Genomic DNA, 26,230 nt, shown 5'->3' with positions numbered 1-26,230 from the left:
TGTCGTTTCATTTTAAAAAAAGTTTTGTAATTTTCGCTTCCAATTATGCTTATCAACATTATAATGAAAATGAAGAAAAATATTATAACTCTTATATGTGTGGGTTTTTGCCTGCTATCCTCTTTTACAAGCAAAGCACAAAAATACAATATTGATGTTAACCTTATTGGCTGTACTGATAGTACCGCTTATTTAGCACACTATTTTGACGGCAGAATATTTGCTGATGATACTACGCAATTAATTAATGGCAAAGGCTTATTTAGCAAAGCGAAACAATTGGATGAAGGCATTTATGTAATCTATCTTCCTTCTCAAAAGTATTTCGATCTGTTAATTGGTAAAGATCAGGAATTTGCCATATCTGCAGATCCAGTTAGCTTTATCGAAACGATTAAAATTACAGGTGCTAAAGAGAGTGAAGCATTTCATTCCTTTCAAAAATTCATGAAAGCCCAAAACGAGAATTCAAAAAAAATTCAGGAAGCGTACAAGGCAAGCAAGGACAATGAAAAAGAAAAAGAGAAATATCAGGAAGCTTTTAAACAAGCAGATGAAGATGTACGTGCATACATTCAAAAACTGAATCAGGATTACCCCAACGGAAGCTTTGTTTCCAAATTTGCACAGTTGACATTGTCTCCAAAAGTTCCCGATTTTTCAAAGGAAATTCCGGAATCGACACCTGACAGAGATCAGGAAATAAAGAAAAAATCATACTTGTACAATAAAGATCATTACTTCGATTACGTAGATTTCACTGACAACCGTTTTTTAAGAACACCTATTCTTAAAAATAAATTGGAGTTTTTTTATGAGAAAATTTTGATTCAAAGTCCGGATACAATCGTAAAAGAAGCGACTAATATTATTGAAAAATCCCGATCTGATCAGGAATTTTTCCAATACCTGGTACAATACTCTCTTAACTACGCAGTTAAAAGCAAGATTATGGGAATGGATGCGGCTTTCGTTAGTCTGGCAAAAAAATACTACCTAAGTGGAGAAGCGAATTGGGCCGATTCAACTTTACTTGCCAATATTCGCGAGCGGGTAATAAAACTTCAATACAATTTAATTGGAATGAAAGCCCAGGATCTAAAAATGGAAACGCCCGAAGGAGAGTTTGTTCGTTTGCACGAAGTAGAAGCTCCGTTCACCATTTTATATTTTTGGGAACCCGAATGTGGTCATTGCAAAACAGCAACTCCAAAATTAAAGACCGATATTTTAGATAAGTACAAACAAAAGGGTGTAAAAGTATTTGCAGTCTGCACTCAAAACGAAAAAGAAGAATGGGAAAATTTTATTGCTGATAAAAACTTATTTGATTTTATCAATTGTTACGATCCCCACTACCAGACTAACTTCAGAATTTATTACGATGTTTTTAGTACGCCAACCATATACCTGCTTGACAAGGATAAGAAAATTATTGCCAAACGGCTCGATATTGATACTCTTAAAACCTTTCTTGATCACGAGTTTGAAAATAAAACAAATTAGGCATGAGGACACTTCAAAAGGTGTCCTTTTTTGTTATTACCATATTAATTTCCTCCTTTACCCCCGATAAATTAGTACGTCATTCAATAAACAGCCTTTATTTTCGAATAGTTCGGAAAAATAATCTTTTCTACCTATACACTAAAGATATAGAGCATAAAACATAGTAGAAACTAAATTGAAAATCGTATTTTTGACAACTAATACCAAATTTAAACAGCTTAACCATATTTTTGCAGGCTGATAAAATAACTATTAAACAATTTTTTATGTGTGGATTTGTTGGAGTTTTTGATTTGAAGATGGATGCTCAAGAGCTGCGCCCTCAAATTTTAGAAATGTCAAAAAAGATTCGTCATAGAGGTCCGGATTGGTCTGGAATATTTTGTGATGAAAAAGCGATTATGTCTCATGAGAGACTATCGATTGTAGATCCTCAATCGGGAGGACAACCACTTTACAGCAAAGACGGTAATCTGGCTTTGGCTGTTAATGGTGAAATTTATAATCATCTGGAAATTCGAAATCAGATGAAAGACTCTTACGAGTTCCTGACAAAATCTGATTGCGAAGTAATTCTTGCCTTATATCAACAAAAAGGTGTCGATTTTATCGATGATTTAAATGGTATTTTTGCATTTGCCTTATACGACAAAAAGAATGATTGCTACCTTATTGGACGGGATCATATGGGAATAATCCCATTGTATCAGGGATGGGACAAGCACGGTAACTACTACGTGGCCTCCGAACTAAAAGCATTAGAAGGTTATTGCAATAAAATTGAAGAATTTCTTCCCGGAAAATTCTTATACAGCAAAGACGGCGTTGTAAAGGAATGGTATCAGCGTGACTGGAAAGATTACGAAAATGTAAAAAACAACAAAACAGATATGGCTGCTCTTCGCAAAGGATTAGAAGATGCTGTTCATCGTCAATTGATGTCTGATGTACCTTATGGAGTATTACTTTCAGGTGGTTTGGATTCATCTGTAATTTCAGCAATTGCAAAAAAATATTCCGGTAAGCGTGTTGAATCCGGTGATCAGAAGGATGCCTGGTATCCACAATTGCACTCATTTGCAATTGGATTGGTAGGTTCACCTGACTTGGCAGCCTCACGTTTAGTAGCCGATCATATCGATACGATTCACCACGAAGTAACTTTTACTGTTCAGGAAGGACTGGATGCTATCCGCGATGTGATTTATCATCTGGAGACTTACGATGTAACTACGGTTCGTGCTTCTACCCCGATGTATTTAATGTCAAGAGTAATTAAATCGATGGGAATTAAGATGGTGCTTTCCGGTGAAGGTGCTGACGAAATGTTCGGTGGATACTTGTATTTCCACAAGGCTCCTAATGCGGAAGAATTTCACAAAGAATGCATCCGAAAATTAGATAAACTTCACCTTTACGATTGTTTACGCTCGAATAAATCGATGTGTTCATGGGGTGTTGAAAGCCGTGTGCCGTTTCTGGACAAAGAATTCCTTGATATTGCAATGAGAATTAATCCGGAAGATAAAATGGCTAAAGATGGTAAAATGGAAAAATGGGTGCTGCGTAAAGCATTCGAAGACTATTTACCAGCAAGTGTAGCCTGGAGACAAAAGGAACAGTTCTCTGATGGTGTGGGTTACAGCTGGATTGATACTTTGAAAGAAGTTGCAGCCAAGAAAGTTTCTGATGAGCAATTGGCAAATGCTAAATTTCGTTTTTCTGTGAATCCTCCAATGTCAAAAGAAGAATATTACTATAGAACCATATTTGCAGAACACTTCCCTTCGGATACTGCTGCAGCCTGTGTACCATCGGTGCCATCTATTGCCTGCAGTACTCCTGAAGCTTTAGCTTGGGATGCATCGTTCCGCAACAACGCCGATCCTTCGGGAAGAGCGATTAATGCCGTTCACAACGACGCATATAAAATGAAATAAATATTTTAACAGATAATTAAATGAGGTTGTTCCAAAAGGACAACCTCTTTTTTTTATCTGTTCAACAGACCTCTTACAGCTCAAATCCTATGCCTCAAGACATCTCAGTCGAACATCGGTGCTTCAATATCAAGGATCGAAGCATCGAAATCAAGCATCGAGACACCTCAATCGAGTATTGAGGCTCCAACATCAAGCATCGAGACACCTCAATCGAGTATCGAGGCTCCAACATCAAGCATCGAAGCACCTCAATCGAGTATCGAGACACAATTTGCATCAAAAAAACCACGACTAAGCGTGCCTTGATACTCGAACGGACCTAAAAATACCACACCTCATCGTGGCTCGAGCCACCCTTTCACTCAAAAAAGACACGGCACAGCATGGTTCGAACCTCGATTGAACCCAAAAGTTTTGGCTTCGGGATCAAAAAAACTATTGTTAATAAAAGAAGAAAATCCGCGCTACCCAAAGCATAACCAAGCTTCTTCCGGTAAGGACTTCTTGCTTTACGATTGATCTGCTCTCCATTCATAAGGGCTGCATTGTTTTTATTAGTCTGTCTTGCAAAAATGTCAAGTTATGAATCAGATTCAACATCTAATTTCCAGTCTTAAAAGTTTTTTTGTTGACACAATAAAAAAAATGGATTTCCAATATTGGAATAAAGGCGACTTTCTTCCATTAATGTTTTAATTTAGCAGATTCAAATTAGAGAATTACATCCATGCTAAATAAGAAGAAAGATCACCCAAAAGAGAAACCCAGTTTGCATCCCAGAAATAAAAATCGTAACCGCTACGATTTTAAAAAACTGGTAGAAACGTGTCCGGAATTAGCTCCATTTGTTATTCTGAATAAGTACGAAGATGAATCGATTGATTTTGCGAATCCGGATGCGGTAAAAATGTTGAATAAAGCATTGCTCATGCATCATTATGGACTTAGTGATTGGGATATTCCTGAAAACTACTTGTGCCCTCCTATTCCCGGAAGAGCAGATTACATTCATCATATTGCTGATTTGCTGCAACAAAACAACTATGGTAAAATTCCTGTAGGCAATAAATTTACTTGCGTAGATATTGGCGTAGGTGCGAATTGCATTTATCCTATTATTGGAAACAATGAATACGGATGGTCTTTTATTGGTTCGGATATCGATCCTGTTGCCATTAAATCAGCAGAGAGTATTGTGGATTCCAATCCTTCACTAAAGGGGAATGTGAAATGTGTACTTCAAGAGAATCCCAAAGATTATTTTTACGGTGTTATTCCAAAAGATGAATTGGTTGATTTATCGATTTGCAACCCACCATTTCATGCATCAGCTAAAGATGCATTGGAAGGAACAATGCGCAAAACAAGAAACCTTTCCAGCGAAAAAGTAACGAAACCAAGTCTTAATTTTGCAGGACAAAGCAACGAATTGTGGTGCGATGGCGGCGAAGAACGCTTTGTTCGAAACATGATTAATCAGAGTAAGAAATTTGCAAAGTCATGTTTTTGGTTTTCTACACTCATCTCGAAAGAATCGAATCTGAAAAGTGTTTACCAAGCTCTTGAAGCGGCTAAAGCTGTTAAAGTGGAAACCTTACCAATGGGACAAGGAAACAAAAAGAGCCGGATTGTTGTCTGGACCTTTTTATCGAAAGAAGAACAACAGAAATGGAAAAATGTAAGGTGGAATAATCAAGCTGAGAAAAAAGAGAAGATTTAATAGTTCAGACCTGACTGGTTTTGGAAACCAGTCAGGTCTAAAAAGAACCCAATTTGCTCAGCCAGCTTTTTATTTAGGCTGCGGTGCGCTGCACCTTTTGCTTTTTTGATGATTTATTTCTACAAATACCATGGTGCTCTGCACCTGTTGTTTATTAAAATTTAAGCAACAGAGTTGCGCAGTCTTTGTAGGTTAATTTATACGATAGTGAATTAGGTACAGAGTACCGAAGCTCTTTCTGAATTTACTGTCTAATATTTAGATTTTGGATCGAGTCATACCCTGACATGTTCGGCTTGCTTAAAGTCAGAGCATGACGGGTATTTTTGTTTTGGGAATGCGTTAGGGATTGAAATGGAAACCCCACAGCGAGGAACGAGCGAGGAGTTGAAATGAAAAGCCCGCCCGAAGGGAACGCCCATAAAAAAGGCTGACACCCGAAAGTATCAGCCAATTAAAATCAAAACTAACTTAACTATAATGAATTGTTTTTTATAAAATCGATTACTTCATCGATGTAGGCGAAACTCATGCCAACTACCGTATCGGCAGCGCCGTAATAAACGGCAACTTTATTTCCTTCGGTTAATGCCGCACATGGGAACACGACATTTGGCACATCACCCATTAGTTCGTATGGAGCTGCAGGAGCCAATAAATATGGCTTTGTGCGAAACAATACCTTATCGGGATTTTCGAGATCGAGAAGAGCTGCTCCCATCGAATAACGGAATCCGTTGCAGGTATTAATTACCCCGTGGTAAAACATCAGCCAACCTTCGTTGGTGCGAATGGGAACTGAACCGGCTCCTATTTTAGTACACTGCCATGCACTATCGGTAAAATTTGATACCTTCATTACGCAACGGTGCTCTCCCCAATATTTCATATCGGGACTGTAGGAAATGTAAATGTCGCCGAAAGGTGTATGACCATTATCGCTTGGGCGGCTTAGCATTGCATATTTCCCATCAATTTTCTCAGGAAACAAAACGCCATTACGGTTGAAGGGTAAAAATGCGTTTTCACATTGATGATATGTCTTAAAATCGAAAGTATAAGCGATACCGATTGTTGGTCCGTTATAACCGTTGCACCAAGTAATCCAATAGCGATCTTCGATCCAGCAAACACGAGGGTCGTATTTGTAATCGGAGTCGATCATATCGGTGTTGCCCGCTATCATTTCGATAGGATCGTGATTGATGTCCCAATTGATTCCATCTTTACTGAAACCGGTAAAAATATTCATTTGAACCGATTTGTTATCGCATCGGAATACTCCGGCAAAGCCTTCCCCGAAAGGAACTACTGCACTATTAAAAATACTGTTGGATGTTGGTATGTCGTACCTTCCAATAACAGGATTTTGAGAAAATCTCCACATCACATCCTTACATCCTTCCGGCCTGTCTTCCCAAGGCATATTTGCTTTACTAGTCATTTTTGCTCATTTATTGTTTATGAATTTAATTCTATCAATATCGTTTTTAGTCTTCTTTGATTTCTTTTTTGCAATACTTATAATCTGCCGGGTAATCTTCGAGTTTTTTGTACCATGTAAAATAGAGGATAATGCTCGTAATTATAAATAATGCAACTACCCGTGATAGCGATGAGTATTTACCAATTACAAAATAGATTGGGATGAGTGGCAACATCATTTGCCATCCTGCTCCAATGGTACAGTTAAACATATCTTTAAAGAAATCGTTATTTGGTTTTGCTTCCGGTTTTTGTGCTTTCAACTTTAAGTAAACCGGGTTCCAAAATCCCCACGGACGAACACTTTCGTAAAATTTAATTAACACTTCATCGGATTCAGGTTTGGTTAGTAAACTACCAATAACCGATACTGCAAAAGAGAATAGGAAAATGTACGGGAAGGCATAAATTGGAGATACTTCGGGAAACACCAGAGGTGCCACCAACGAGGCTATTAAACCGGCAAGCATTCCATAAAAAAAACCATACCCATTAAATCTCCACCACACCCATTTTAAAAGATTAGATGCGGTATATCCGCCAAACAAAGCACCTACCAACCACTTCATAACGGTATCGATACTTTCGGCAAAAAAACCGAAGAATATTCCCATAATTACTACTGCGAATGATGCCAAATAACTCATTCGAATGTATTTCTTTTGAGAAGCATTCGGGTTGATAAATTTTTTGTAGATATCGTTTACAATGTAGGCCGGTCCGGCATTTACATTTGCCGCAAAAGTGGACATGAAGGCCGCAATTAATCCTGCCAGCAATAAACCTTTTGCACCATCCGGAATAAAATTATTCAAGGCATATGGCAAAACCATTTCAAAATCGATATTATTGCCCATCTTATTGAATTCCGGAGCCAGATAAACCAATGCCAAAGCTGCTAATCCGGCAATCATCAAATAACGGGGAACGAATAGCACCAAAGATACAATCCCACTCATTTTAGCAGCATCTTTAGGTGTTTCGGTAGAGAGTATGCGCTGCATGTCGTAACTGGGAACCGGTCCGGCAATACTCACCAATACTCCTTTAAAAATCATCATCATCATTAAAACCGAGAACATATTGTATCCGTCGATGTCAATTTTGTGGTTTACTGCAGGAATTAGATTGCTCCAATCCAAATCGAGAGTCCAGCCAAACGAAATATCCGCCCAACCTGCAGGTACTGCTGCGGCAATCTGCTCCGGCGTTACCAAGGAAACAGCAATTACACCTACCATGATGCAGGCAATAGTCATAATCACAAACTGAAATACTTCTGTAAAAACCACAGAGTACATTCCCCCTTTCACAACATACAAGGTGGTTAAGCCCATGATGATAATTGCGTACATGTTCTCCGACTTAATACTTAAACCCAAAACAGTGGCATGCAAATCCCAAGGGAAAAATGTTTGTGCAAATTTACCCACTCCAACAAATCCGTAGGTAATGAAACCGATTACACTAACAATGGCAAAAAGCACCACTATTAAATGCGAAAGTTGTGATCCCCGCCCCTCACCAAAACGGGTTTTTAACCATTCGGCTCCTGTCATTACATTCGAACGCCGTAACCAAACGGCCATGAACATCATCAGGAAAATCTGATTCCAAACCGGCCATAACCAAGGAATCCAGAGTGATTTTAAACCATACACGAACAAAATAGTAACCGTCCACATGGTTCCGGTAATGTCGAACATACCCGATGCATTGGAAACTCCAAGCATATACCATGGTATTTTATTTCCTCCCAAAAAGTAATTGGAAAGGTTCTTTGATGCCTTTTTGGATAGAAAATAACCAATAAATACGGTTAAAATAATGTATCCTACAATTATGGATAGATCGAGTATTGATAAGTTCATTTAATGAAAATTAGATTTTATTTTCATCTGCTTCGCTTTCTTCTGAATGAACAAAAGGAACAAATATTGCTGCTAACAAAGATGGAATTATAACAACAAGTATGCATATAAAAAATAACTTATAACCTAACCAATCGCTCATAAAACCACTTAACATGCCCGGCAGCATAATGCCTAGATTCATGATTCCTGTAGCAAATGCATAATGAGCCATTTTATATTTTCCGGGAGCAACTTGCTGCATCATAAACAACATTAAACCCACAAAGCCAAAACCATATACAAAGTATTCAACCACAACTGCAGATCCAATTAGAAATATACTTTCCGGGCGATAAACGGCCAATAGAGCGTAAACTATAAATTGAATATTAAAAATGCAAACCAGAGTGAATAAGGATTTTTTTAATCCTCGTGCTGAAATATAATAGCCTGCTAAAATTGAACCCAGAACAAAAGCCCCGGAACCAAATACGCCATAAATAAGACCTATCTGCGAAGTACTAAGTCCCAAACCTCCTTCTTCGATTGTTGCTTTAAAAAACAAAGGAGCTATTTTAATGGCAAAGCCTTCGGTAAATCGGTACAAGATGATAAAAGCAATAAACCAACCAATGTGTTTTTTCTGGAAAAAGGTTTTTATAACATCCCACAAGGTTTTAAATCCATCATTTAACGAAGCTACCTCACGGCTTGCATTTCCTCCTGATGGCAACATTTTAATATGATACAAAGCCAATGAAATCATGATTATTGAATAGGTGAGCATAACGGCCATCCATGCATGTAATACGCCAAAACGTTCTTCGAGGATGCCTGCTAAATAAACAAAAGCACCAGCAGTTAAGATTTTTGCAATATTATACGAAGCACCTTGCCATCCAATATATTTTGCTTGTTCTTTTCCTGATAAAACACTTAGGTAAACTCCATCGACAGCAATATCGTGGGTTGCACCACTAAAGGCTATTACAGCTAATAAAGCAATAGAATAGGTAAAGAAATTATCCAATGGCAAGGCCAATGCGACCAGAGCAAATGTAAATCCTGTTACGAGTTGGGTTGCAACAACAAAATGTTTTTTTGTTTTAAACATTTCCAATATTGGACTCCATAGTGGTTTTAATGTCCAAGGTAACATGATGAGTGAGGTCCAAAATGCAATTAACGAATCGGATATCTCAAAACTCTTAAACATAAGCACGGATGCTTGAGCAATAGCAACAAATGGTAAACCCATCGCAAAATATGCAGTGGGAATCCAAGTAGCCGGATGTTTTGGTTTGTTATTAGTTTTTGACATTTGTATTTAACAAGTGTTATTAGGTTGTAATTTTATTTTTTCAGAAAAAATTCCAGTTTTCCTCCTTCGCCTATTGTTTTGTGAGTAATGAAATAAGAGTTCTGCTTCTTTCCATTAATCATCATTTTATCAATAAACAAATCGCCTTTATTCTTACGATGTGTGAGTATTTCGAATGATTTTCCTTTGTAAAATTCCGGGTCCAGTTCAATTGTAATTTTATCGAAAACTGGACTTGTAATTGCATAATCGGTATCTCCGGGACAAACAGGATAAATTCCCATCATGCTGTAAATTACCCATGCAGATAAAGTGCCGCAATCGTCGTTGCCAGGAATGCCATCAGGAGCATTTTTGTAATAGGTATCGATTAATCGGCGAACTTCTTTTTGCGTTCTCCATTCTTCGCCCTTGGTATAGTTGAACAGGAATGGGTAATGAATATCAGGCTCGTTGGCCATGTCGAACAATCCTTCGTCGAAAACAGTTTGCAGTTTATTTACAAACTTCTTCTTTCCGCCCATTAGTTTTATTAATCCATTTACATCATGGGGAACACAAAAAGCATATTGCCATGCTGTTCCTTCATGAAAACCCGGGCTTGGTTCAAAGTTTTCGCCTTGCTTTGGATCAAAATTTGTTAAGAAATCGCCATTCTCCAGACGGGGACGAAACATTCCAAATTTGGGATCGAAATATTCTTTGTAACGAAGAGACTGATTCAGGAATTTCTTGTAATCATCCTTTTTATCAAGAGCCTTGGCGAATTGTGCCAAATTCCAATCGGCAATGTAATATTCCAAAGCATGAGAAACCGAGTTGTCAAACTCATCAACTAAAGGCACATATCCTTTTGCTAAATAATGATCAATATCCGGTCGCAGTTTGTTGTTTTTTCCTGGAGTAGTTGCCGACTTCACCATGGCAGCATATGCCGCTTCTACATCAAAATCTTTTAATCCACGCAAGTAAGAATCTACAATAACAGGAATGGCTGGATCGCCTTCCATAACGTGTGTTTCCTTACTATTCAACTCCCATTTTGGCAACCATCCGCTTTCCTTGTACATGCCGACCATGGATCGAAGCATGTCCTGTTGTTCCTGAGGATATAACAAGGCCATTAACGGATGATAATTTCGGTAAGTGTCCCACAAAGAAAATACGGTGTATCGATTGCAATCATTGGTCTCGCGAATCTCAAAAGATTCCATTGCCGGATATTGCCCGTTTACATCGTTAATAATATTTGGATGAATTTGAGTGTGGTACAATGCTGAATAGAAAATGGTTTTCTGATCTTCGGTTCCACCTTCTACTTTTACCCGGCTCAAAGTACTATTCCATTCCTGTGTAGCCTGCAATCTTGTTTTCTCAAAATCAAACTGATTCGATTCTGCATTCAAATTCATTCTTGCATTGGCAATACTTACGTATGATACTCCAACTTCTGCAATTATTTGTTCGCCGGTATTGGTGTTGAAAGTAAAGTAAGCTCCAATCTCATCGCCAAATAGTTCCTGAGTGTAGTTTTTGTAATATTTGAACTGACCATCGGTATCGCTCCATGCAGATTCGGCTTTCATTTCCGGCATTTTTTTCCAAACACCAAACTCATCGGCCTTTTTACTGAAGCGGGCCACAAAATAAACCGGACGTTCCGAACCATCATTGTAACAAAAACTTCCTGTCATTCGGGAACCTTCTATTTCCTGATTGTTTACGATCCGAACCTTTGCACCCGATTCATTGGTTAAGCCCAAACCTAAATTTAAAAGTATATTCGATTTCCCTTTTGGAAAAGTATAGCGACTGATGCCTGTTCTTTTGGTAGCACTCAATTCTGCTTTAATTCCATATTTTTCTAAATTGGTGGCATAATATCCAGGCCTTGCCTCCTGATTTTTTAGGATAGATCCGTATGTTTTATGATCTGCATTTACCTCTCCTGTTGTTGGCATCAACAAAATCACGCCCAAATCGGGACAACCAACACCACTCAGGTTTACATGTGAAAATCCGGTAAGGAAAGAATTATCCCAGGAATAAGGTGTTGACCACCAACGGGTATCTTTATCGTAGGTATTCAAATCGGATCCGGAAACATTAAAAGGAGTTACTGATACCATGCCCCGTGGTACAATTGCTCCCGGATTTGTGGTGCCAAAATTAGTAGTCCCAATAAATGGGTTTACGTAACCGGCAAATTGTGCAAAACAATTTATGCTTAGAAAAAAAAGAATCAAAATTCCTGATAAGCGCTTCATCAAATTAGGTTTTATTTAGTTGCAATAATCTAAAATAATACCGAACGGGATTCTGCCAGCCAAGCTGCTCCCGATCGGTTCTCTAATTTCTAATCTACAAGTCAAATTAAAGAGTTAGAGATTAAAAGCCGATTAATTTTAAGGTTAATCACCGGTTTCATTCATTAATCATTATAAATAATAACAAATAAGCTAAAAGTTACTCTCATAACTTCAGGCTATCAATTGTTCCCTACTATTTTTCAAATTCTCTGATTTCTATGGCCTGCCCTCCACTATTTTGCATCTTCACCTGCAAAATAGTTTTGCTATCGACCGCTTTTTTAAAGATTTTTATTTCCGTTGGATTGTCACTTAAGGATGTATTTTCTGTATCCGCATAAATGGTCGCCACATATTTTTTATCCGTATCTAAAAAGCTCAGATCTAAATCAATTTCTCTGGCATTTTCGTCGGTGATTGCACCGATGTACCAATTCGAAGCTTTCCGACGGGCAACAGCATATACATCTCCGATTTCAGCTTCCAAGACTTTGGATTCTTCGAAATCTGCCGGCAGATTCTCGAAAAACTGAAAGGCTGGCTGATTTTCGTAATTACTCACCAAATCGGAAGCCATTTGCAAGGGACTGTACAAACAAACCCATAAAGCCAATTGCTTCGCTAAGGTGGTATTTACCCTGCTATTGCCTTTGTCGTTGCTGTTCCATTTGATATATTCCTTTCGGTTTTTGTACAAAATATCGAAGGTTCCGGGCGTGTAATCAATTGGTCCGCCCAAACAACGGGTAAAAGGCAAAATCACATGATGCTCCGGCGGATTTCCTTCACTCCAGCCGTTCCACTCCATGCCTCGCGCACCTTCCCTTGTCATCATATTTGGATAAGTCCGGCTGATTCCTGTCGCTTTTATTGGTTCATGCGCATCCACCATCAAGTGATATTTAGCTGCAGTCTCCACTACTTTTCGATAATGTTGAACCATTTTTTGTCCGTGATGAAACTGTCCGTTGGGAATTGGTCCTGCATATCCTGTTTTTACAACCCGAATGCCATTATCATGCAATTTTGAAAAGGCTTTATCCATACTTTCTTCATAAAAGATATAATCTCCGCCTGTTTCGTGATGCCCTATTAGTTCAACGCCTTTTGACTTTGCATACCTCACAATTTCATCAAAATCGAAATCGCGATAAGGTGTTACCTGATCGAATGCCTTTGGTTTCCCCCAATTTTCCCAACCCGTGTTCCAACCTTCAGCTAAAACAGCCTCAATATTGTTATCGGCAGCAAAATCGATATATTTTTTCATATTTGTGGTTGTCGCACCATGAATTGGTCCAGGAGTCCATGTTTCTACTCCCAAATGCATTCCCCACCAAATGCCAACATATTTCATGGGTTGAATCCATTTCGTATCTGGAATTGCACAAGCCTCATTCAGGTTTTGAATCAAATTTGATTCAACCAAACCCGCTGCATTTTTGCAAAGCATTACTGTTCTCCATGGAGATAACAATGAATCTTTTGCTTTTACTTTTACTCCATCGGGCCAAGGCACCAAATTCGCTTGGAAATTGGTCGCACCCATATTCTTCAAAGTCATTCCCGCATAATTAGTCAGGTTCGCCTCATGAATACTCACGTAATAACCCGATTCCATTTTCACCGTAATTGGTGTATTCGCATCAGGTACTTCGCTTAATTTAGTAGTTCGGTAAAGCATTTCGTACGAATCGAAATTTGCTGGAATAGACCATGCAGTTCCATTTTGGGCAAAATTAAATTCAGTTAGTTCCTTGGTAATGTTGATACTATCTATACCATTTTGCTGAGGTATTTCATATCTGAAACCTAATCCATCATCGAATAAACGCACGTATAACTTCAAATTGTTATTTTCATGATTTTTTAAGGAAACTATTAGCTCATTGTACTTTTCGATTATATTTTCATTTGGCCCCCAAACTGGTTTCCAATTCTCATTCTTTTCATTTCTTACTACACTAAGAATCCGTAAGCCATCAGTAAACAAAGAATCTTCCCGCAATTCCATCCCTAATCTTGAATCGGAGAATATTTGATTTTGATTGGTTTGAAGCTTATAAAAAGCCTGTCCTTTCTCATTCACCTCCAGGTTGAAAACAATTTCACCATTGGGTGATACCAACTCAACGCTTTTACTCGATTCGCATGCAGAAAACAGCAAGACTGACAGCAATGCAACAATTATCATTTTATTCATAATTACTCAATCACATAAGTTTTTAATTCGGGGCCAACACCCTTTATGGTTAATTTCTTCCATTGTTTTGGTAAACATGGATTCTTTTGTTCTATTCCATTCTTCGTAAAATGTAAACCTCCAAATCCGAAAAGAACTGTTTGCAGCATACCGCCAGCTCCTGTCGCGAAATATGGATTATTACTATAAGCAGATTCGGAAAGTGCTCCAAATGGTACACGTTTATTGGGCACATAAGCTTTCTTGAAAAGTTCAAATGCTTTTTCCGGCTCACCCAATCGTGCATACAATGCGCCTAAAACAGAATAAGACATTGCCGGACCTTCCGGAGCAATCTTAGACTCATAGTATTCCAAATCTCTTCTTATTTCTTCGGGTTTAGTAACAATTTCCAACGGATAGGCCAATAAATTAACATCTGCCTGTTTAATAATCTCCCCATTGTATTCCGAATTCTCTTTGGTCACACCATCCTCAAAATAATGAAACTTTAACCCTTTGGCTGCATTAACCCAACGAGGATTGCTTTCTTTTTTGAGAATTCCGCCCGCCTCAATTGCAAACTGCAAGGCCGTTTTCGCCGATCCATTAGTAAAGGCATTATCATTGGCATGATGATAAAATTCATTCGCACCAACTACATTATTAATGGAATAACTACCATCATGATTCTGAACAGAACGACTTACCCAAAAATCAGCAACTTCTTTCAGTACCGGAAATCCAATCTCTCTCAACCACTCCTTATCTCCTGTAGTTCTGAAATAATTCCAAAAAGCGATTGCAATATCTGCTGTAATATGATGCTCGAAGGTTCCCGTTAAAGCCCAGGTTGGCGTCGCCTCTTCACCTGTATCATCCGATTCCCATGGAAACATGGCACCTGTATAACCATAATTCTGAGCCTTCTTCTTTGCCATTTCCAGTCTGTCAAATCTGTAATTCAGTAAAGATTTTGCAATCTTCTGATTGAAAACCAAAAGAGGTGGAAACATCCATATTTCAGTATCCCAGAATACATGTCCGTTATAGCCTTGAGATGATAAACCCATTGGAGCAATGCTCAAATTAGAGTCATCTCTGGCAAAAGAATACAAATGAAACAATGCCAAACGGATATCTTGCTGAGACTCCGGATCTCCTTCTATTTCAATATCACCTTTCCACAATTCAGACCAAAGTTCTTTATGACGATTAATCACGGCTTGTTTATTTCCCAGTAGCTGAAAAATAACCATTCGTTCCGATTCACTTTTCGGATCTGTAAAATTCTGCGATGTACAAACCGATCCACACCAGGCAAAATTATACTCTTCCTCTTTTTTCAAAGATTTTGAAAAGCCCAGTTCATTGGTAAAAGGATCTTTCAAATTGTGCTTTAAATCGGGTGCTTCGCCTTCAAATATAAATGCTGCACTGGTTACCAAATCGTGTTTCCCAAACGGACTCTTTGCTACAGTCTGCAATATTGGCATTCGTGCATCCAAATCTTGTAAAATCCTAAAATCAGAAGTCACATCTTTATATTCACTTGGACAAACAATTTGTCCATTCACCTTAAATCCTAATTCCTTTTGCAGGGATTTTATTTTCACGTCTACCAATCCGGAATAAGGCATTCCTCTTAATGCATAAAGCGTAAAAGATATCTCGGCATATTCTTTAAACTGACATGATGTTGCGAACGAAGCAGATTTCATATTCAGCACTTGTTTCCAATTGGAACAATTTGCAGTAGAAAGCGTGTCTTGATTGACAACTATTTCAATATTTGCAAAATTAATTCCCAACAACACTTTACTAACACCAAATTTCGATTCCTTATCGTAAACATTGTTCAGAATAATCGATTTGGTTTTTCCTGGCTCGGCTGAAGGAAGAATTCCTATTCGTCCATTTGCAACTGATATTCCTGTATAATTGGTATAATCATTTGCTTCAATCATCCAAGCTGGATTCTCCTGTGCAAATAAGCAATTTCCAAAAAATCCAAAAAGAAAAGATAACAGTAACAATTGTGCCCTAACTCGTATCATATCACTTACTTTTAGATTGATTCATCAATTTCATACAACAAAGGCCTACAAACTCATGTTTGCAAGCCTTCCGTTATATTTGATATGCTAATATCATTCTTTCTTATTTACTCATAGAATATGGAAAACTTTCTTTAGTAGTTCCTCTCACCTTATTTGGTTCTGCCGACATATTAAATTCAAGATTTCCCCCGTTTAAAATATCATTGTGTTTAATGAAATTAGCTCCATAAGACTTACCGTTTAATTGGATATCATCCACAAAAACATGATCTGATGAATTATCAGTACTTGAAATTGTAAACGTTTTTCCATTTTCCAGACTCAAAGTGATTTTATCGAAAAGCGGAGAACCAAAAACATACTCATCGGTTCCGGGACACACAGGATAAAAACCCATTGAACTGAAAACATACCATGCAGAAGTTTGTCCGTTATCCTCATCACCACAGTAACCATCGGCCTGCGGAGTGTAGAGCTTATCCATTACCTCACGAACTCTTGCCTGCGCTTTCCATGGCTGTCCTGCGAAATTGTACAAATAGATCATGTGTTGAATGGGCTGATTTCCATGTGCATAATTTCCCATGTTGGCGATCTGCATTTCCCGAATCTCATGAATTACTCCACCATAGTAAGAATCATCGAATTTAGGAGGCATCTCAAAAACACCATCCAAGGTAGAAATAAACTTTTCTTTTCCACCCATCAAGTCGATTAAGCCATTCACATCCTGAAATACCGACCATGTATAATGCAGGCTGTTTCCTTCGGTAAAAGCATCGCCCCATTTTAACGGATTGAACGGAGACTGAAAAGAACCATCCTCGTTTTTTCCTCTCATCAAGCCAGATTCTTTATCGAATACATTCTTATAATTCTGGGCTCTTTTGGCAAACAAATCTATTTCTTCCTGCGGACGACCCAATTCTTTAGCAAGCCTCCAAATACAGAAATCATCGTAAGCATACTCTAATGTTCTGGCAGCATTCTCGTTGATATTCACATCGTAAGGAACATAACCCAACTCGTTGTAATAATCGGCACCATAACGACCTACAGATGTAATCTCTTTGTTGTAACCTTTCGTATTCTTAAGAATTGCTTCGTACAATGTTTCAATATCATATCCACGAATTCCTTTTAAATAAGAATCTGCAATTAAAGATGCCGAATTCGAGCCAATCATACATCCTCTGTGACCAGGACTCGCCCACTCGGGCAACCAACCACTCTCTTTGTAAGTGTTGGCTAATCCTTCCATAATCTGAGCGTTAATATCAGGATACATTAGTGTGAAAAATGGAAAGACTGCCCGGAATGTATCCCAAAAGCCATTATCTGTAAACATATAGCCGGGCAGTACCTTACCATTGTAAGGGCTGTAATGAATTACTTCATTTTTATCGTTAATTTCATGAAACTTGCGAGGGAATAACAGCACCCTGTACAAGCAGGAATAAAATGTTTCTAACTGATCATCGGTTCCACCTTCCACTTTAATTCGGGAAAGTTCCTTTTCCCAAGCCATTTCAGCATCGCTTAACACCTTATCAAAATTTTTCGTTCCAATTTCCCGGTCCAAATTCAATTGTGCCTGCTCAGGACTTATAAAAGATGAAGCCACTTTCACATGAATTTCCTCTCCTTTTTGAGTTTTAAATCCAATGATGGCACCAACATGCTCTCCGCTTGCTTTCAGTGAATTTTCAGTTAACTGATCTCCATTCCAAGTATGTGTTAGCTCAAATTCCTTATCGAATTCGGCAACAAAGTAGTTATGGAAGTTATCAGGAACACCACCGCTATTGTTTCTGCAATAGCCGATTATTTTTCTTTCCTTCGGAAGAATTGTGACTTCAGATCCTTTAAAAAATCCGTCCAACAAAATATATGAAGATTCATTTTCAGGAAAAGTAAAGCGAAAAATAGCCGCTCGTTCTGTAGGTGTTATTTCAGCGGTAACATCATAATCCGCCAGATATACTTTATAATAATTTGGTTTCGAAACTTCAGCTTTATGTGAAAACCAAGATGCTCTTTCGTCTTCTTTAAATTTCAAATCGCCGGTAACGGCCATTAATGAAAATGCAGCATAATCGTTGATCCACGGACTTGGTTGATGGGTTTGTTTGATTCCTCTGATTTTTTTTGCATCATAGGCATAACACCAGCCATTTCCCATTTCACCGGTTTGTGGTGTCCAAAAATTCATTCCCCATGGCAATGCAACGGCTGGATAAGTATTTCCATTTGACAAAGAATAGTCAGAATCGGTTCCCATTAATGGATTTACAAAATCAACCAAATTCCGTTCCTTACCAATTTCCTTCTCTCCTCCACATGCAGCTAAAACTGCAACAAATAACAATAATAATACGTTTGCTTTCTTCATTATCATACTAGTAAACAATTGATTTAGGTCGATCTTGAATAGCTTTTCCAAAATTAGGATTTGGTGTAGCTCCCATTTCGAATGTCAGCTTTCCTCCCTTTAAAATATCTTTGTGTGTAATGAATGATTTTGTATACTCCAATCCGTTTAAAGCCGCAGACTGAATGTAAATATTTTTATCACTGTTGTTGTTTGCTTTGATGGTAAACTTTTTATTTTCAGGAAGATTTATGCTTGCTTCATCGAACAAAGGACTGCCAAACACATAAGCACCATTGCTTGGATTAACAGGATAGAATCCCATGGAAGACATTACGTACCAAGCCGACATTTGACCACAATCTTCGTTACCACATAAACCATCGGTTTTATCTGTGTACAATTCATTCATGATATACCTAACTTTATCAGCAGTTTTGAATTGCTCGCCGGCATATGCATACAAATAAGTGATGTGATGACTTGGTTCATTTCCGTGTGCATACTGACCAATTAAACCTGAAATGTCCGATGATGCTCCTTCTTCCAGTTCTGAAGAAATTGAGAACAGACTGTCCAACTTATTCAGAAATGGTTTTTCGCCTCCCAAAAGAGCAATTAATCCTTCCGGATCTTGCGGTACCAGCCACAAATATTGCCATGCGTTGCCTTCGCAATAATCATTTACACGATGTTGCGCAGAATAAGGATTGAAAGGTGTTCTCCATGAACCGTCTTTCATTTTTCCTTTCATAAACCGATCTTTCGAATCGAAATATTTAGTATATGCTTTAGCTCTCCCCGCAAAATATTTTGCATCTTCAGTTTTTCCCAGTTTTTCAGCCAGTTTACTAATTGCCCAATCACTAATCGCATATTCCATAGCACTGGCAACCGATTCATGCATCATATCACACGGAATGAAACCATATTCCTGTAACTCTTTAACGCCAGGCTCAAAATCGCCCATAGCTGTTGCTTTTACCGCTTCGTACGCTAATTCGTAATCTATCCCTTCAAATCCTTTCAAACAAGCATCTACTACAACCGGAACTGCACTGTATCCAACCATTGTATTGGTTTCGTTTCCTCTTAAATGCCAAACCGGTAATTTTCCTTGCTGTTTATAAATTGTCAGCATTGAATTAATCATATCCGGAACACGTTCCTGTTGTGTCAAGGTATATAGAGGATGAGCTGTACGATAAGTATCCCACAAAGAAAATAAGGTGTAATTTGTAAAATCAGCACTTTGGTATACTTTTTTATCAACACCTCTGTAATCTCCATTGTTATCATTAAATAAGTTAGGAGCAATTAATGTGTGATACATTGCTGTGTAGAATACTTTCTTCTTTTTAAGATCATTGGTTACAATCTCAATTTTAGACAGTTCTTTATTCCACTTTTGTTGATTCTCAGAAAGAATTTGTTGAAAATCCCATGATTTCATTTCAGCCCTACTATTCGCCAAAGCATTTTCCATGCTAACAGGAGACATTCCAAACTTGACTTGTACCTCTTCAGATGCTTCGGTCTCAAATTCAAGGCAAGCTTTTACTGCAACTCCTTTTGCAGCATCACCTTCTACTAATTTATCACCGTTATATACTTTAATATCTTTAACCGGTTTAGACAGAATCATTGCAAAATATTCTCTTTGATCTTCAGCCCATCCGGTTGAAAAACGATAACCGGCTACAATTGTATCATTTACTTTATGAAAAAATGTCTCGGTAGCAGTATCACCGTTTCCTTCTTGTAAATCAAGAATTATTTTTGCCTGATCTGATTTCGGGAATGTTATTTTATGAAGAGCCACACGTTCACTTGTGGTCATTTCAATATCTATATCATAAGTATCCAAATGTACTTTATAGTAGCCAGGTTCAACCTTTTCGGTTTTATGACTGTAATAGGAAGCATAACCATTTTCCGGATGTTCCTGTGAACCAGGATTCATTTTCACATCTCCAACAGCAGGCATAATTAAAAAATCGCCTAAATCGGCACAGCCTGTTCCACTCAAATGCAAATGAGAAAAACCTTTGACGATGCTATCTGAGTAATGATACGATGAACACCAATCCCAACCTTTATGGAAATTGCTTGGGCCAGCTTGAATGGCTCCAAAAGGCACACTCGCACCTACGAAAACATGTCCATGTCCCGCCGATCCAATTAAAGGATCAACAAATTGAATGTAGTTACCTTCGGTATCTTTTTGCTCTTTATTACTACAGGAAAATAAAGTAGTAATTGCCAGAGATAGTAGAATTAATGATTTAAGAGAATTTTGGTATAGCATCTGGTTTTTGTTCTTAAGTTTTATAATCTGCTGATATATGTTGTAGCTCAAGGCTATTTAATCTTCAATTTTAGTACACCTTTTTTCGAAAAGGCTGAAAAAAATCCTTCCCTTTTATGTAGGCGGAAGCAAACCTTATTACAGAAAACAATATTTGTTTAATTTCTAATGCAAACCAAAATAACAGTTCACACACGTACGAAATTTATCACTAATTGCAATTTAACTACTTATTTTAAGCAGGAATAATAGAGCTGCCCCCAATAAGAGCAGCTCCATTCAAAATATTTTTTTTTCTAAAAATTACTGTTCATTAATCCACCTGATTTGGCTTTTGTATTCTCAACATCCCACCAAATTTTGATATCCATACGGTCTGTTTCGATCGTATTTAATGCCGATGGCATCGAAACTTCATTTAAATTGTGTTGATTATCAGGGTAACGAACTCGTTTCACATAAGTATCGGCAGCTACAGAAGCGTTTCCACTTACTCCATCGTATGGCAGAGTTAAGTCAGGATAATCAGTTCTTCTAAAATCAGCCCAGGATTCAATTCCATTTGGAAAGTTTGCAATCCATTTCTGAGTAATAATTTGCTTCAACTGAGCTTCATTACTTCCCGTTAAATCATTTAATCCGGCAACATAAGCATCACCATCAACTGCGTCCACTCCAACAAAATCCATTGATGCTTCAACAGCTTGTTTGTATAATGCATTCGCATTGCCAGAAGTCCACCCACGAAGAGCTGCTTCAGCCTGAAGAAATAGAACCTCAGAATAATACATTACCGGACAAAACATTGCATTTTTATCTCCATCTCCTGAAAATTCCACGAATCCATTTTCCAAACGAATAGTTGCTTTACCTGTTACTTCAGCTGATGATGATGGCATACTTGCATCTAAGCCATTCTCCAAGCCTTCATAACTTGCTTTTCCAGCTTCTTCTTTAGTTAACGGTTTTCCGTCTACTTTATAAGACAACCAACGTGGTGCTCTAGGATCTTCTCCAACACTTGACTGACCATATAAATAATTCGTAAATGTTTTAGCTACCCGAATATTATCCCAATACCATGCCATCTGATGAAGATAATCATACCATCCATTGCTCCACATCGGAACGTGTGCAATATCATCATTGCTTGTCATCACTCCACCAGCAATAGCAGCTTGAGCCTCAGCCTGTGCTTTAGCTGGAGCAATATTTGAAATACGCATTGCAAGTCTTAAACGAAGTGAATTACCAAAACGTATCCATTTTGCCGCATCTCCATCATAAACTAAATCGTATGCGCCATAAAGTGCTTGTGTTTCATCATTTTTAATGCTCTTAATTGCCTCATCAAGTTTCAGAAACAAATCATCGTAAATAGCCTCCTGAGAATCGTAAGCGTTAGTTTCTGCATTACTAACACCAAAATATGGAATATCCCCATAAGTATCAGTCATACGCGACCACCAATACACCATCCAAATATTTTTAATGGCAATCTGATCATTATAAGCAGGTTTGTCGCCAAATTGTGCATCAACAGTATTCGACTCTAAATTAAATTGGGTATAATGTTCTTTCCATTGATTTCCAATCCAATCATCTTTGTATTCATATCGATCAGATACAGCCCAAGAACCTGTAGATGCCCAGTATTGCGCATAAAAGTCAGGATATAAATTAACGTTTCTCTGGTAGTTTGCAAAAACTCCCTGAACCATATCCGAAAAGAAAAATCGAGGTTCTACTTCCGTTACGGAATCTTTGGGCGTATTCATCTCCTCAAAATCATCGGTACAACCGAAGCCGATGAATATCAAGCCCAATAATAGTAATGAATTATATATTCTTTTCATCTGTATATTTTTAATTTTCAACAGGCACATGAATCTCGTAATTTGAATAACATTTCTGTTCTATCAAGGTATTTTCATTGGTTTGATTCATGATCATTAATACTTATAATTCTTAGAATCCCAAATTAAGTGAGAAACCATATGTTCTGGTTGCTGGAACCGGAGAAAAATCAAATGCCGAAGCCTCAAATCTAGAGCTGTAAGCACTTGCATCAGGAGCAGTTCCAGGTGTGTCCTTATAGAAATAGAACAAGTTTCGTCCCACTAATGAAATTCTTGCGGTTTTAATCGGATTCTTACCAATTTTACTCAAGAAACTTTGAGGTATTGAATAACCAACAGCCACCTCTTTTAATTTCATATAGGACGCATCATACACAAACTCTTCATCGATACTGGAAATTCGCCCCCAATATTTTTCAGCTGTTGCAGATGTTAAATTTACTGCTCCACTCTCTGTTAGTCCATCAACTGTATAAGGATTCCGATTATTTTCAGCTGTTCTTTTTGCAGTACCTGCTCCAACAGCTCCTTTTTCGGTAATCGAAACGATGTCGCCTCCTTGCTGAATGGAAAGTAGCGCAGACAAATACAAACCTTTGTAATCAGCCTTTAAACCAATAGATCCTGTCCAGTCTGCTTGTAAATTTCCAATCACCTCAAGCTGTTCCGTTCTCATTGGCAGTCCTTCCGAGTCTACTAATATTACACCAGCATCATTTCTGCGATATTTATACCCTTTAATATCACCCAGTTTTTCTCCCTCAATACCTACAACCATTGGGCTTCCATTAATATCCCCAAATCTGTATTCTTTTAGATCAATATCAAGCTCTTTTAATTTTGTGGTATTAGCAGCAAAATTGAAGTTCAGATCAAAGGTGAAATCCTTAGTCTTAATTGGAGTGGTTGACAACATGATTTCAACTCCTTTGTTTGAGATTTTACCAGCATTAATCAATTTCTGCTGATAACCCGCACTTTGATCCATATCAACCGGCATAATCTGATTTTGAGTATTTTCGTCATACAGGGTAAAATCAATTCCAATGCGGTTATTAAACATCCTTACATCAAAACCAAATTCTGTAGAAGAAGAAATTTCAGGTTTTAAATCTGGATTAACTAAAATACTCGGCACAGAACCTTTTAGTAAATTAAAATTACCCGTTTCAATTGTATACAACATACTTGTCATGTATGGATCTGTCGCTTTTCCAACCTGAGCCCATGAACCTCTTAATTTAGCGTATGTAATCCAACTTGGCATCTCAACCATTTCAGATAAAACTCCACTTACACTAACCGATGGATAAAAATAAGAGTTGTTATCATCTGGAAGTGTTGACGACCAATCGTTACGTGCTGTAAAATCAAGAAATAACATATTTTTATAGGCTACCTGACCAAATCCGTAAATAGACTGAACTTCTTCTTCAGAAATTGACTCACTTGAAGAAATATTAGTACCATATCCTAAAAAGTAGTTTCCTTCAGAAGGCAACTTGCCCGACTTGCTGGATAAATTCTCTGTAGTAGTATACATTTTATTACCACCTACATTTAAACTAACAGCAAAATCTTCACTTAAATCTTTATTGTAACTCAACAAAAACTCATAATTCTCTTCTTTGAAAAATCGCTCCATCGTATTGTAATCAGGGTGATTACTATATACATTATCAGCATATTTATACATAGATTGAGCATCTTCACGATAGTAATCCAAACCGTACTTTATTCTAAGTTTTAGATCAGAAGTTAATTTCATATTGGCTGCAAAATATCCAAAAGTACGGTACCTCTCATCCTGATAACTTTGCTGATCTTGCAAGAAATATGGATTACGAAAACTTGCATTCGAAGTCGTATATAACTTCTCAACATGGTTACCTCCTACCATATCATATCCAGGTTTTAAATCCTGAGTTCGGATATTCATAGGCATTTGATTAAAATATGACATATAACTATAATATCCCATCTCAGGTCTTTCCTTACCTTTGGTATTCATATAGGACACTTTTGTGTCAATATTTAACCATGGATTAATATTATAGTCAGCTCTTAAATCGAAATTCATTTTTTCTACCTTGTGTCCATCGTAAATTCCATTGGAAATATCTTTCCCAATTGATGCACGATAGGATCCATCTTCGTTCCCACCTGTAAATGAAAGGTTGTGTTTTTGACTAACGCCTGTTCTGGTAAAGTCTTCTATCCGATTAGTTTGAGCCTCATAAGGAATCATTTCTCCAGTCCAGGATTCAAGCATTTGTCCCTTCATTTCCGGTCCCCATGAAGAAGTTCCGTTTTTATCGTAAACACCTTCGGTTCCCTGACCAAATTTATCCTGCATATCAAGAAAGTAAGCTGCCTTGGAAACAGTTACACTTCCAGAATAGGCAATTCCCAGACCAGCATTTTTTTTCCCTTTTTTGGTTGTCACCAAAATAACACCATTACCGGCACGAGAGCCATAAAGAGCTGCGGCATTTGGTCCTTTCAATACAGAAACAGATTCAATATCATCTGGATTAATATCAAAAGCTGCACCTGATTTATCGACACCGCCCCAAACTCCGGCATCTTCTCCTTCTCTGGAATCATTAAAAGGAACTCCATCAACAACCCAAAGCGGAGCATTGTTACCTGTAAGGGAGCTAGCTCCACGAATTTCAATTCTTGAACTACCTCCAACACCACCACCAGACTGATTAATCTGAACTCCTGCAATTTTTCCTTCCAAAGCACTTGCTAAATTAGCATCAGCTCCTTGTGTTATTTCATCAGATTTAATATCCTGAACAGAATAACCAAGAGCCTTCTTTTCTCTTTTAATACCTAAAGCTGTTACAACAACTTCTGCCACTTCTAATGCATTCACAGTCATCACAACATTAATTACAGATTGAGAACCAACTGTAATTTCTTGTGTTTGCATACCAACAAAACTAAAAACCAGAATACTGGTTGATTCAGGAGCTGTGATCTCGAATTTTCCATCGATATCAGTTACTGTTCCAATTGTAGTACCTTTAACAACAACTGATACTCCAGGAAGTGACATTCCTGAGTCTTCAGTAACAGTACCTGTAACGAATTGCTGTGTTGCAGAAACAGATGAATTGTCGTCAAATTTGTTAACGTTTGCATTTGCCGAAAATGGAAGAACCATCATCGCGCAAAGCAAAGCAAAAATCCCAATCTTACTTCCAAGTCCTAATGGGTTAGCCAGGCTTGAATGAAGATTTCGTAAATAGCATTTCTTCATAGTTAGAATTATTAATTATACAATGAACAAAAAAAAAGT

Annotated in this window: 13 protein-coding genes; 3 read left to right on the top strand and 10 right to left on the bottom strand. The window is 37.8% G+C overall.

Annotated elements, in window-relative coordinates; genetic code table 11:
- The first annotated feature begins 69 nt into the window (after window positions 1-69).
- From QUH73_RS01015 to rlmF, 3 genes are all read left to right on the top strand, one after another.
- A complete protein-coding gene (locus QUH73_RS01015) occupies window positions 70-1,506 on the top strand; it encodes a TlpA family protein disulfide reductase (RefSeq protein WP_289528591.1) in 1,437 nt (478 codons plus the stop codon).
- A gap of 269 nt (window positions 1,507-1,775) precedes the next feature.
- On the top strand, window positions 1,776-3,449 hold the full coding sequence (gene asnB / locus QUH73_RS01010) for an asparagine synthase B (RefSeq protein WP_289528590.1): 1,674 nt from the start codon (window positions 1,776-1,778) through the stop codon (window positions 3,447-3,449).
- A gap of 730 nt (window positions 3,450-4,179) precedes the next feature.
- Window positions 4,180-5,172 (top strand): 23S rRNA (adenine(1618)-N(6))-methyltransferase RlmF, encoded by a 993-nt coding sequence (gene rlmF / locus QUH73_RS01005; protein WP_289528589.1) that lies wholly within the window; start codon window positions 4,180-4,182, stop codon window positions 5,170-5,172.
- A gap of 475 nt (window positions 5,173-5,647) precedes the next feature.
- Here the strand turns inward: rlmF and QUH73_RS01000 are convergent, their stop codons facing one another.
- From QUH73_RS01000 to QUH73_RS00955, 10 genes are all read right to left on the bottom strand, one after another.
- The gene (locus QUH73_RS01000; protein WP_289528588.1) at window positions 5,648-6,616 is read right to left on the bottom strand and encodes a glycoside hydrolase family 130 protein; all 969 of its coding nucleotides are present in this window, start codon (window positions 6,614-6,616) and stop codon (window positions 5,648-5,650) included.
- Between the two features lie 46 nt (window positions 6,617-6,662).
- On the bottom strand, window positions 6,663-8,528 hold the full coding sequence (locus QUH73_RS00995; protein WP_289528587.1) for a sodium:solute symporter family protein: 1,866 nt from the start codon (window positions 8,526-8,528) through the stop codon (window positions 6,663-6,665).
- A gap of 10 nt (window positions 8,529-8,538) precedes the next feature.
- Window positions 8,539-9,831 carry an MFS transporter gene (locus QUH73_RS00990; protein ID WP_289528586.1) on the bottom strand — a complete coding sequence of 431 codons (1,293 nt, stop codon included), beginning with the start codon at window positions 9,829-9,831 and terminating at the stop codon, window positions 8,539-8,541.
- Window positions 9,832-9,863: 32 nt separating this feature from the next.
- A complete protein-coding gene (locus tag QUH73_RS00985) occupies window positions 9,864-12,098 on the bottom strand; it encodes a GH92 family glycosyl hydrolase (protein ID WP_289528585.1) in 2,235 nt (744 codons plus the stop codon).
- A gap of 235 nt (window positions 12,099-12,333) precedes the next feature.
- Entirely contained in the window at window positions 12,334-14,343 is a 2,010-nt protein-coding gene (locus QUH73_RS00980; RefSeq protein ID WP_289528584.1) for a glycoside hydrolase family 97 protein, read from the bottom strand.
- Between the two features lie 2 nt (window positions 14,344-14,345).
- Complete coding sequence (locus QUH73_RS00975) at window positions 14,346-16,379, bottom strand: glycosyl hydrolase family 95 catalytic domain-containing protein (protein WP_289528583.1); 2,034 nt, start codon at window positions 16,377-16,379, stop codon at window positions 14,346-14,348.
- 103 nt (window positions 16,380-16,482) lie between these two features.
- Entirely contained in the window at window positions 16,483-18,774 is a 2,292-nt protein-coding gene (locus QUH73_RS00970; protein ID WP_289528582.1) for a GH92 family glycosyl hydrolase, read from the bottom strand.
- A gap of 7 nt (window positions 18,775-18,781) precedes the next feature.
- Window positions 18,782-21,061 carry a GH92 family glycosyl hydrolase gene (locus QUH73_RS00965; protein WP_289528581.1) on the bottom strand — a complete coding sequence of 760 codons (2,280 nt, stop codon included), beginning with the start codon at window positions 21,059-21,061 and terminating at the stop codon, window positions 18,782-18,784.
- Between the two features lie 296 nt (window positions 21,062-21,357).
- Window positions 21,358-22,917, bottom strand: coding sequence for a SusD/RagB family nutrient-binding outer membrane lipoprotein (locus QUH73_RS00960; RefSeq protein WP_289528580.1), 1,560 nt, complete (start codon window positions 22,915-22,917; stop codon window positions 21,358-21,360).
- Between the two features lie 112 nt (window positions 22,918-23,029).
- A complete protein-coding gene (locus tag QUH73_RS00955; RefSeq protein WP_289528579.1) occupies window positions 23,030-26,191 on the bottom strand; it encodes a SusC/RagA family TonB-linked outer membrane protein in 3,162 nt (1,053 codons plus the stop codon).
- Window positions 26,192-26,230 lie beyond the last annotated feature (39 nt).

This window comes from Labilibaculum sp. K2S, assembly GCF_030372765.1.
Classification (GTDB): Bacteria; Bacteroidota; Bacteroidia; order Bacteroidales; family Marinifilaceae; genus Labilibaculum.
This window is presented reverse-complemented; position numbering and strand designations above follow the sequence as displayed.

What these genes read in the sequence shown, in the direction of transcription:
- QUH73_RS00975 (WP_289528583.1), bottom strand. Translation starts at nt 16,379, where the DNA reads ATGATACGAGTTAGGGCACAATTGTTACTGTTATCTTTTCTTTTTGGA.
- QUH73_RS00980 (WP_289528584.1), bottom strand. Translation starts at nt 14,343, where the DNA reads ATGAATAAAATGATAATTGTTGCATTGCTGTCAGTCTTGCTGTTTTCT.
- QUH73_RS00960 (WP_289528580.1), bottom strand. Translation starts at nt 22,917, where the DNA reads ATGAAAAGAATATATAATTCATTACTATTATTGGGCTTGATATTCATC.
- QUH73_RS00965 (WP_289528581.1), bottom strand. Translation starts at nt 21,061, where the DNA reads ATGCTATACCAAAATTCTCTTAAATCATTAATTCTACTATCTCTGGCA.
- asnB (WP_289528590.1), top strand. Translation starts at nt 1,776, where the DNA reads ATGTGTGGATTTGTTGGAGTTTTTGATTTGAAGATGGATGCTCAAGAG.
- QUH73_RS00970 (WP_289528582.1), bottom strand. Translation starts at nt 18,774, where the DNA reads ATGAAGAAAGCAAACGTATTATTATTGTTATTTGTTGCAGTTTTAGCT.
- QUH73_RS00955 (WP_289528579.1), bottom strand. Translation starts at nt 26,191, where the DNA reads ATGAAGAAATGCTATTTACGAAATCTTCATTCAAGCCTGGCTAACCCA.
- QUH73_RS01015 (WP_289528591.1), top strand. Translation starts at nt 70, where the DNA reads ATGAAGAAAAATATTATAACTCTTATATGTGTGGGTTTTTGCCTGCTA.
- QUH73_RS00985 (WP_289528585.1), bottom strand. Translation starts at nt 12,098, where the DNA reads ATGAAGCGCTTATCAGGAATTTTGATTCTTTTTTTTCTAAGCATAAAT.
- QUH73_RS01000 (WP_289528588.1), bottom strand. Translation starts at nt 6,616, where the DNA reads ATGACTAGTAAAGCAAATATGCCTTGGGAAGACAGGCCGGAAGGATGT.
- QUH73_RS00995 (WP_289528587.1), bottom strand. Translation starts at nt 8,528, where the DNA reads ATGAACTTATCAATACTCGATCTATCCATAATTGTAGGATACATTATT.
- QUH73_RS00990 (WP_289528586.1), bottom strand. Translation starts at nt 9,831, where the DNA reads ATGTCAAAAACTAATAACAAACCAAAACATCCGGCTACTTGGATTCCC.
- rlmF (WP_289528589.1), top strand. Translation starts at nt 4,180, where the DNA reads ATGCTAAATAAGAAGAAAGATCACCCAAAAGAGAAACCCAGTTTGCAT.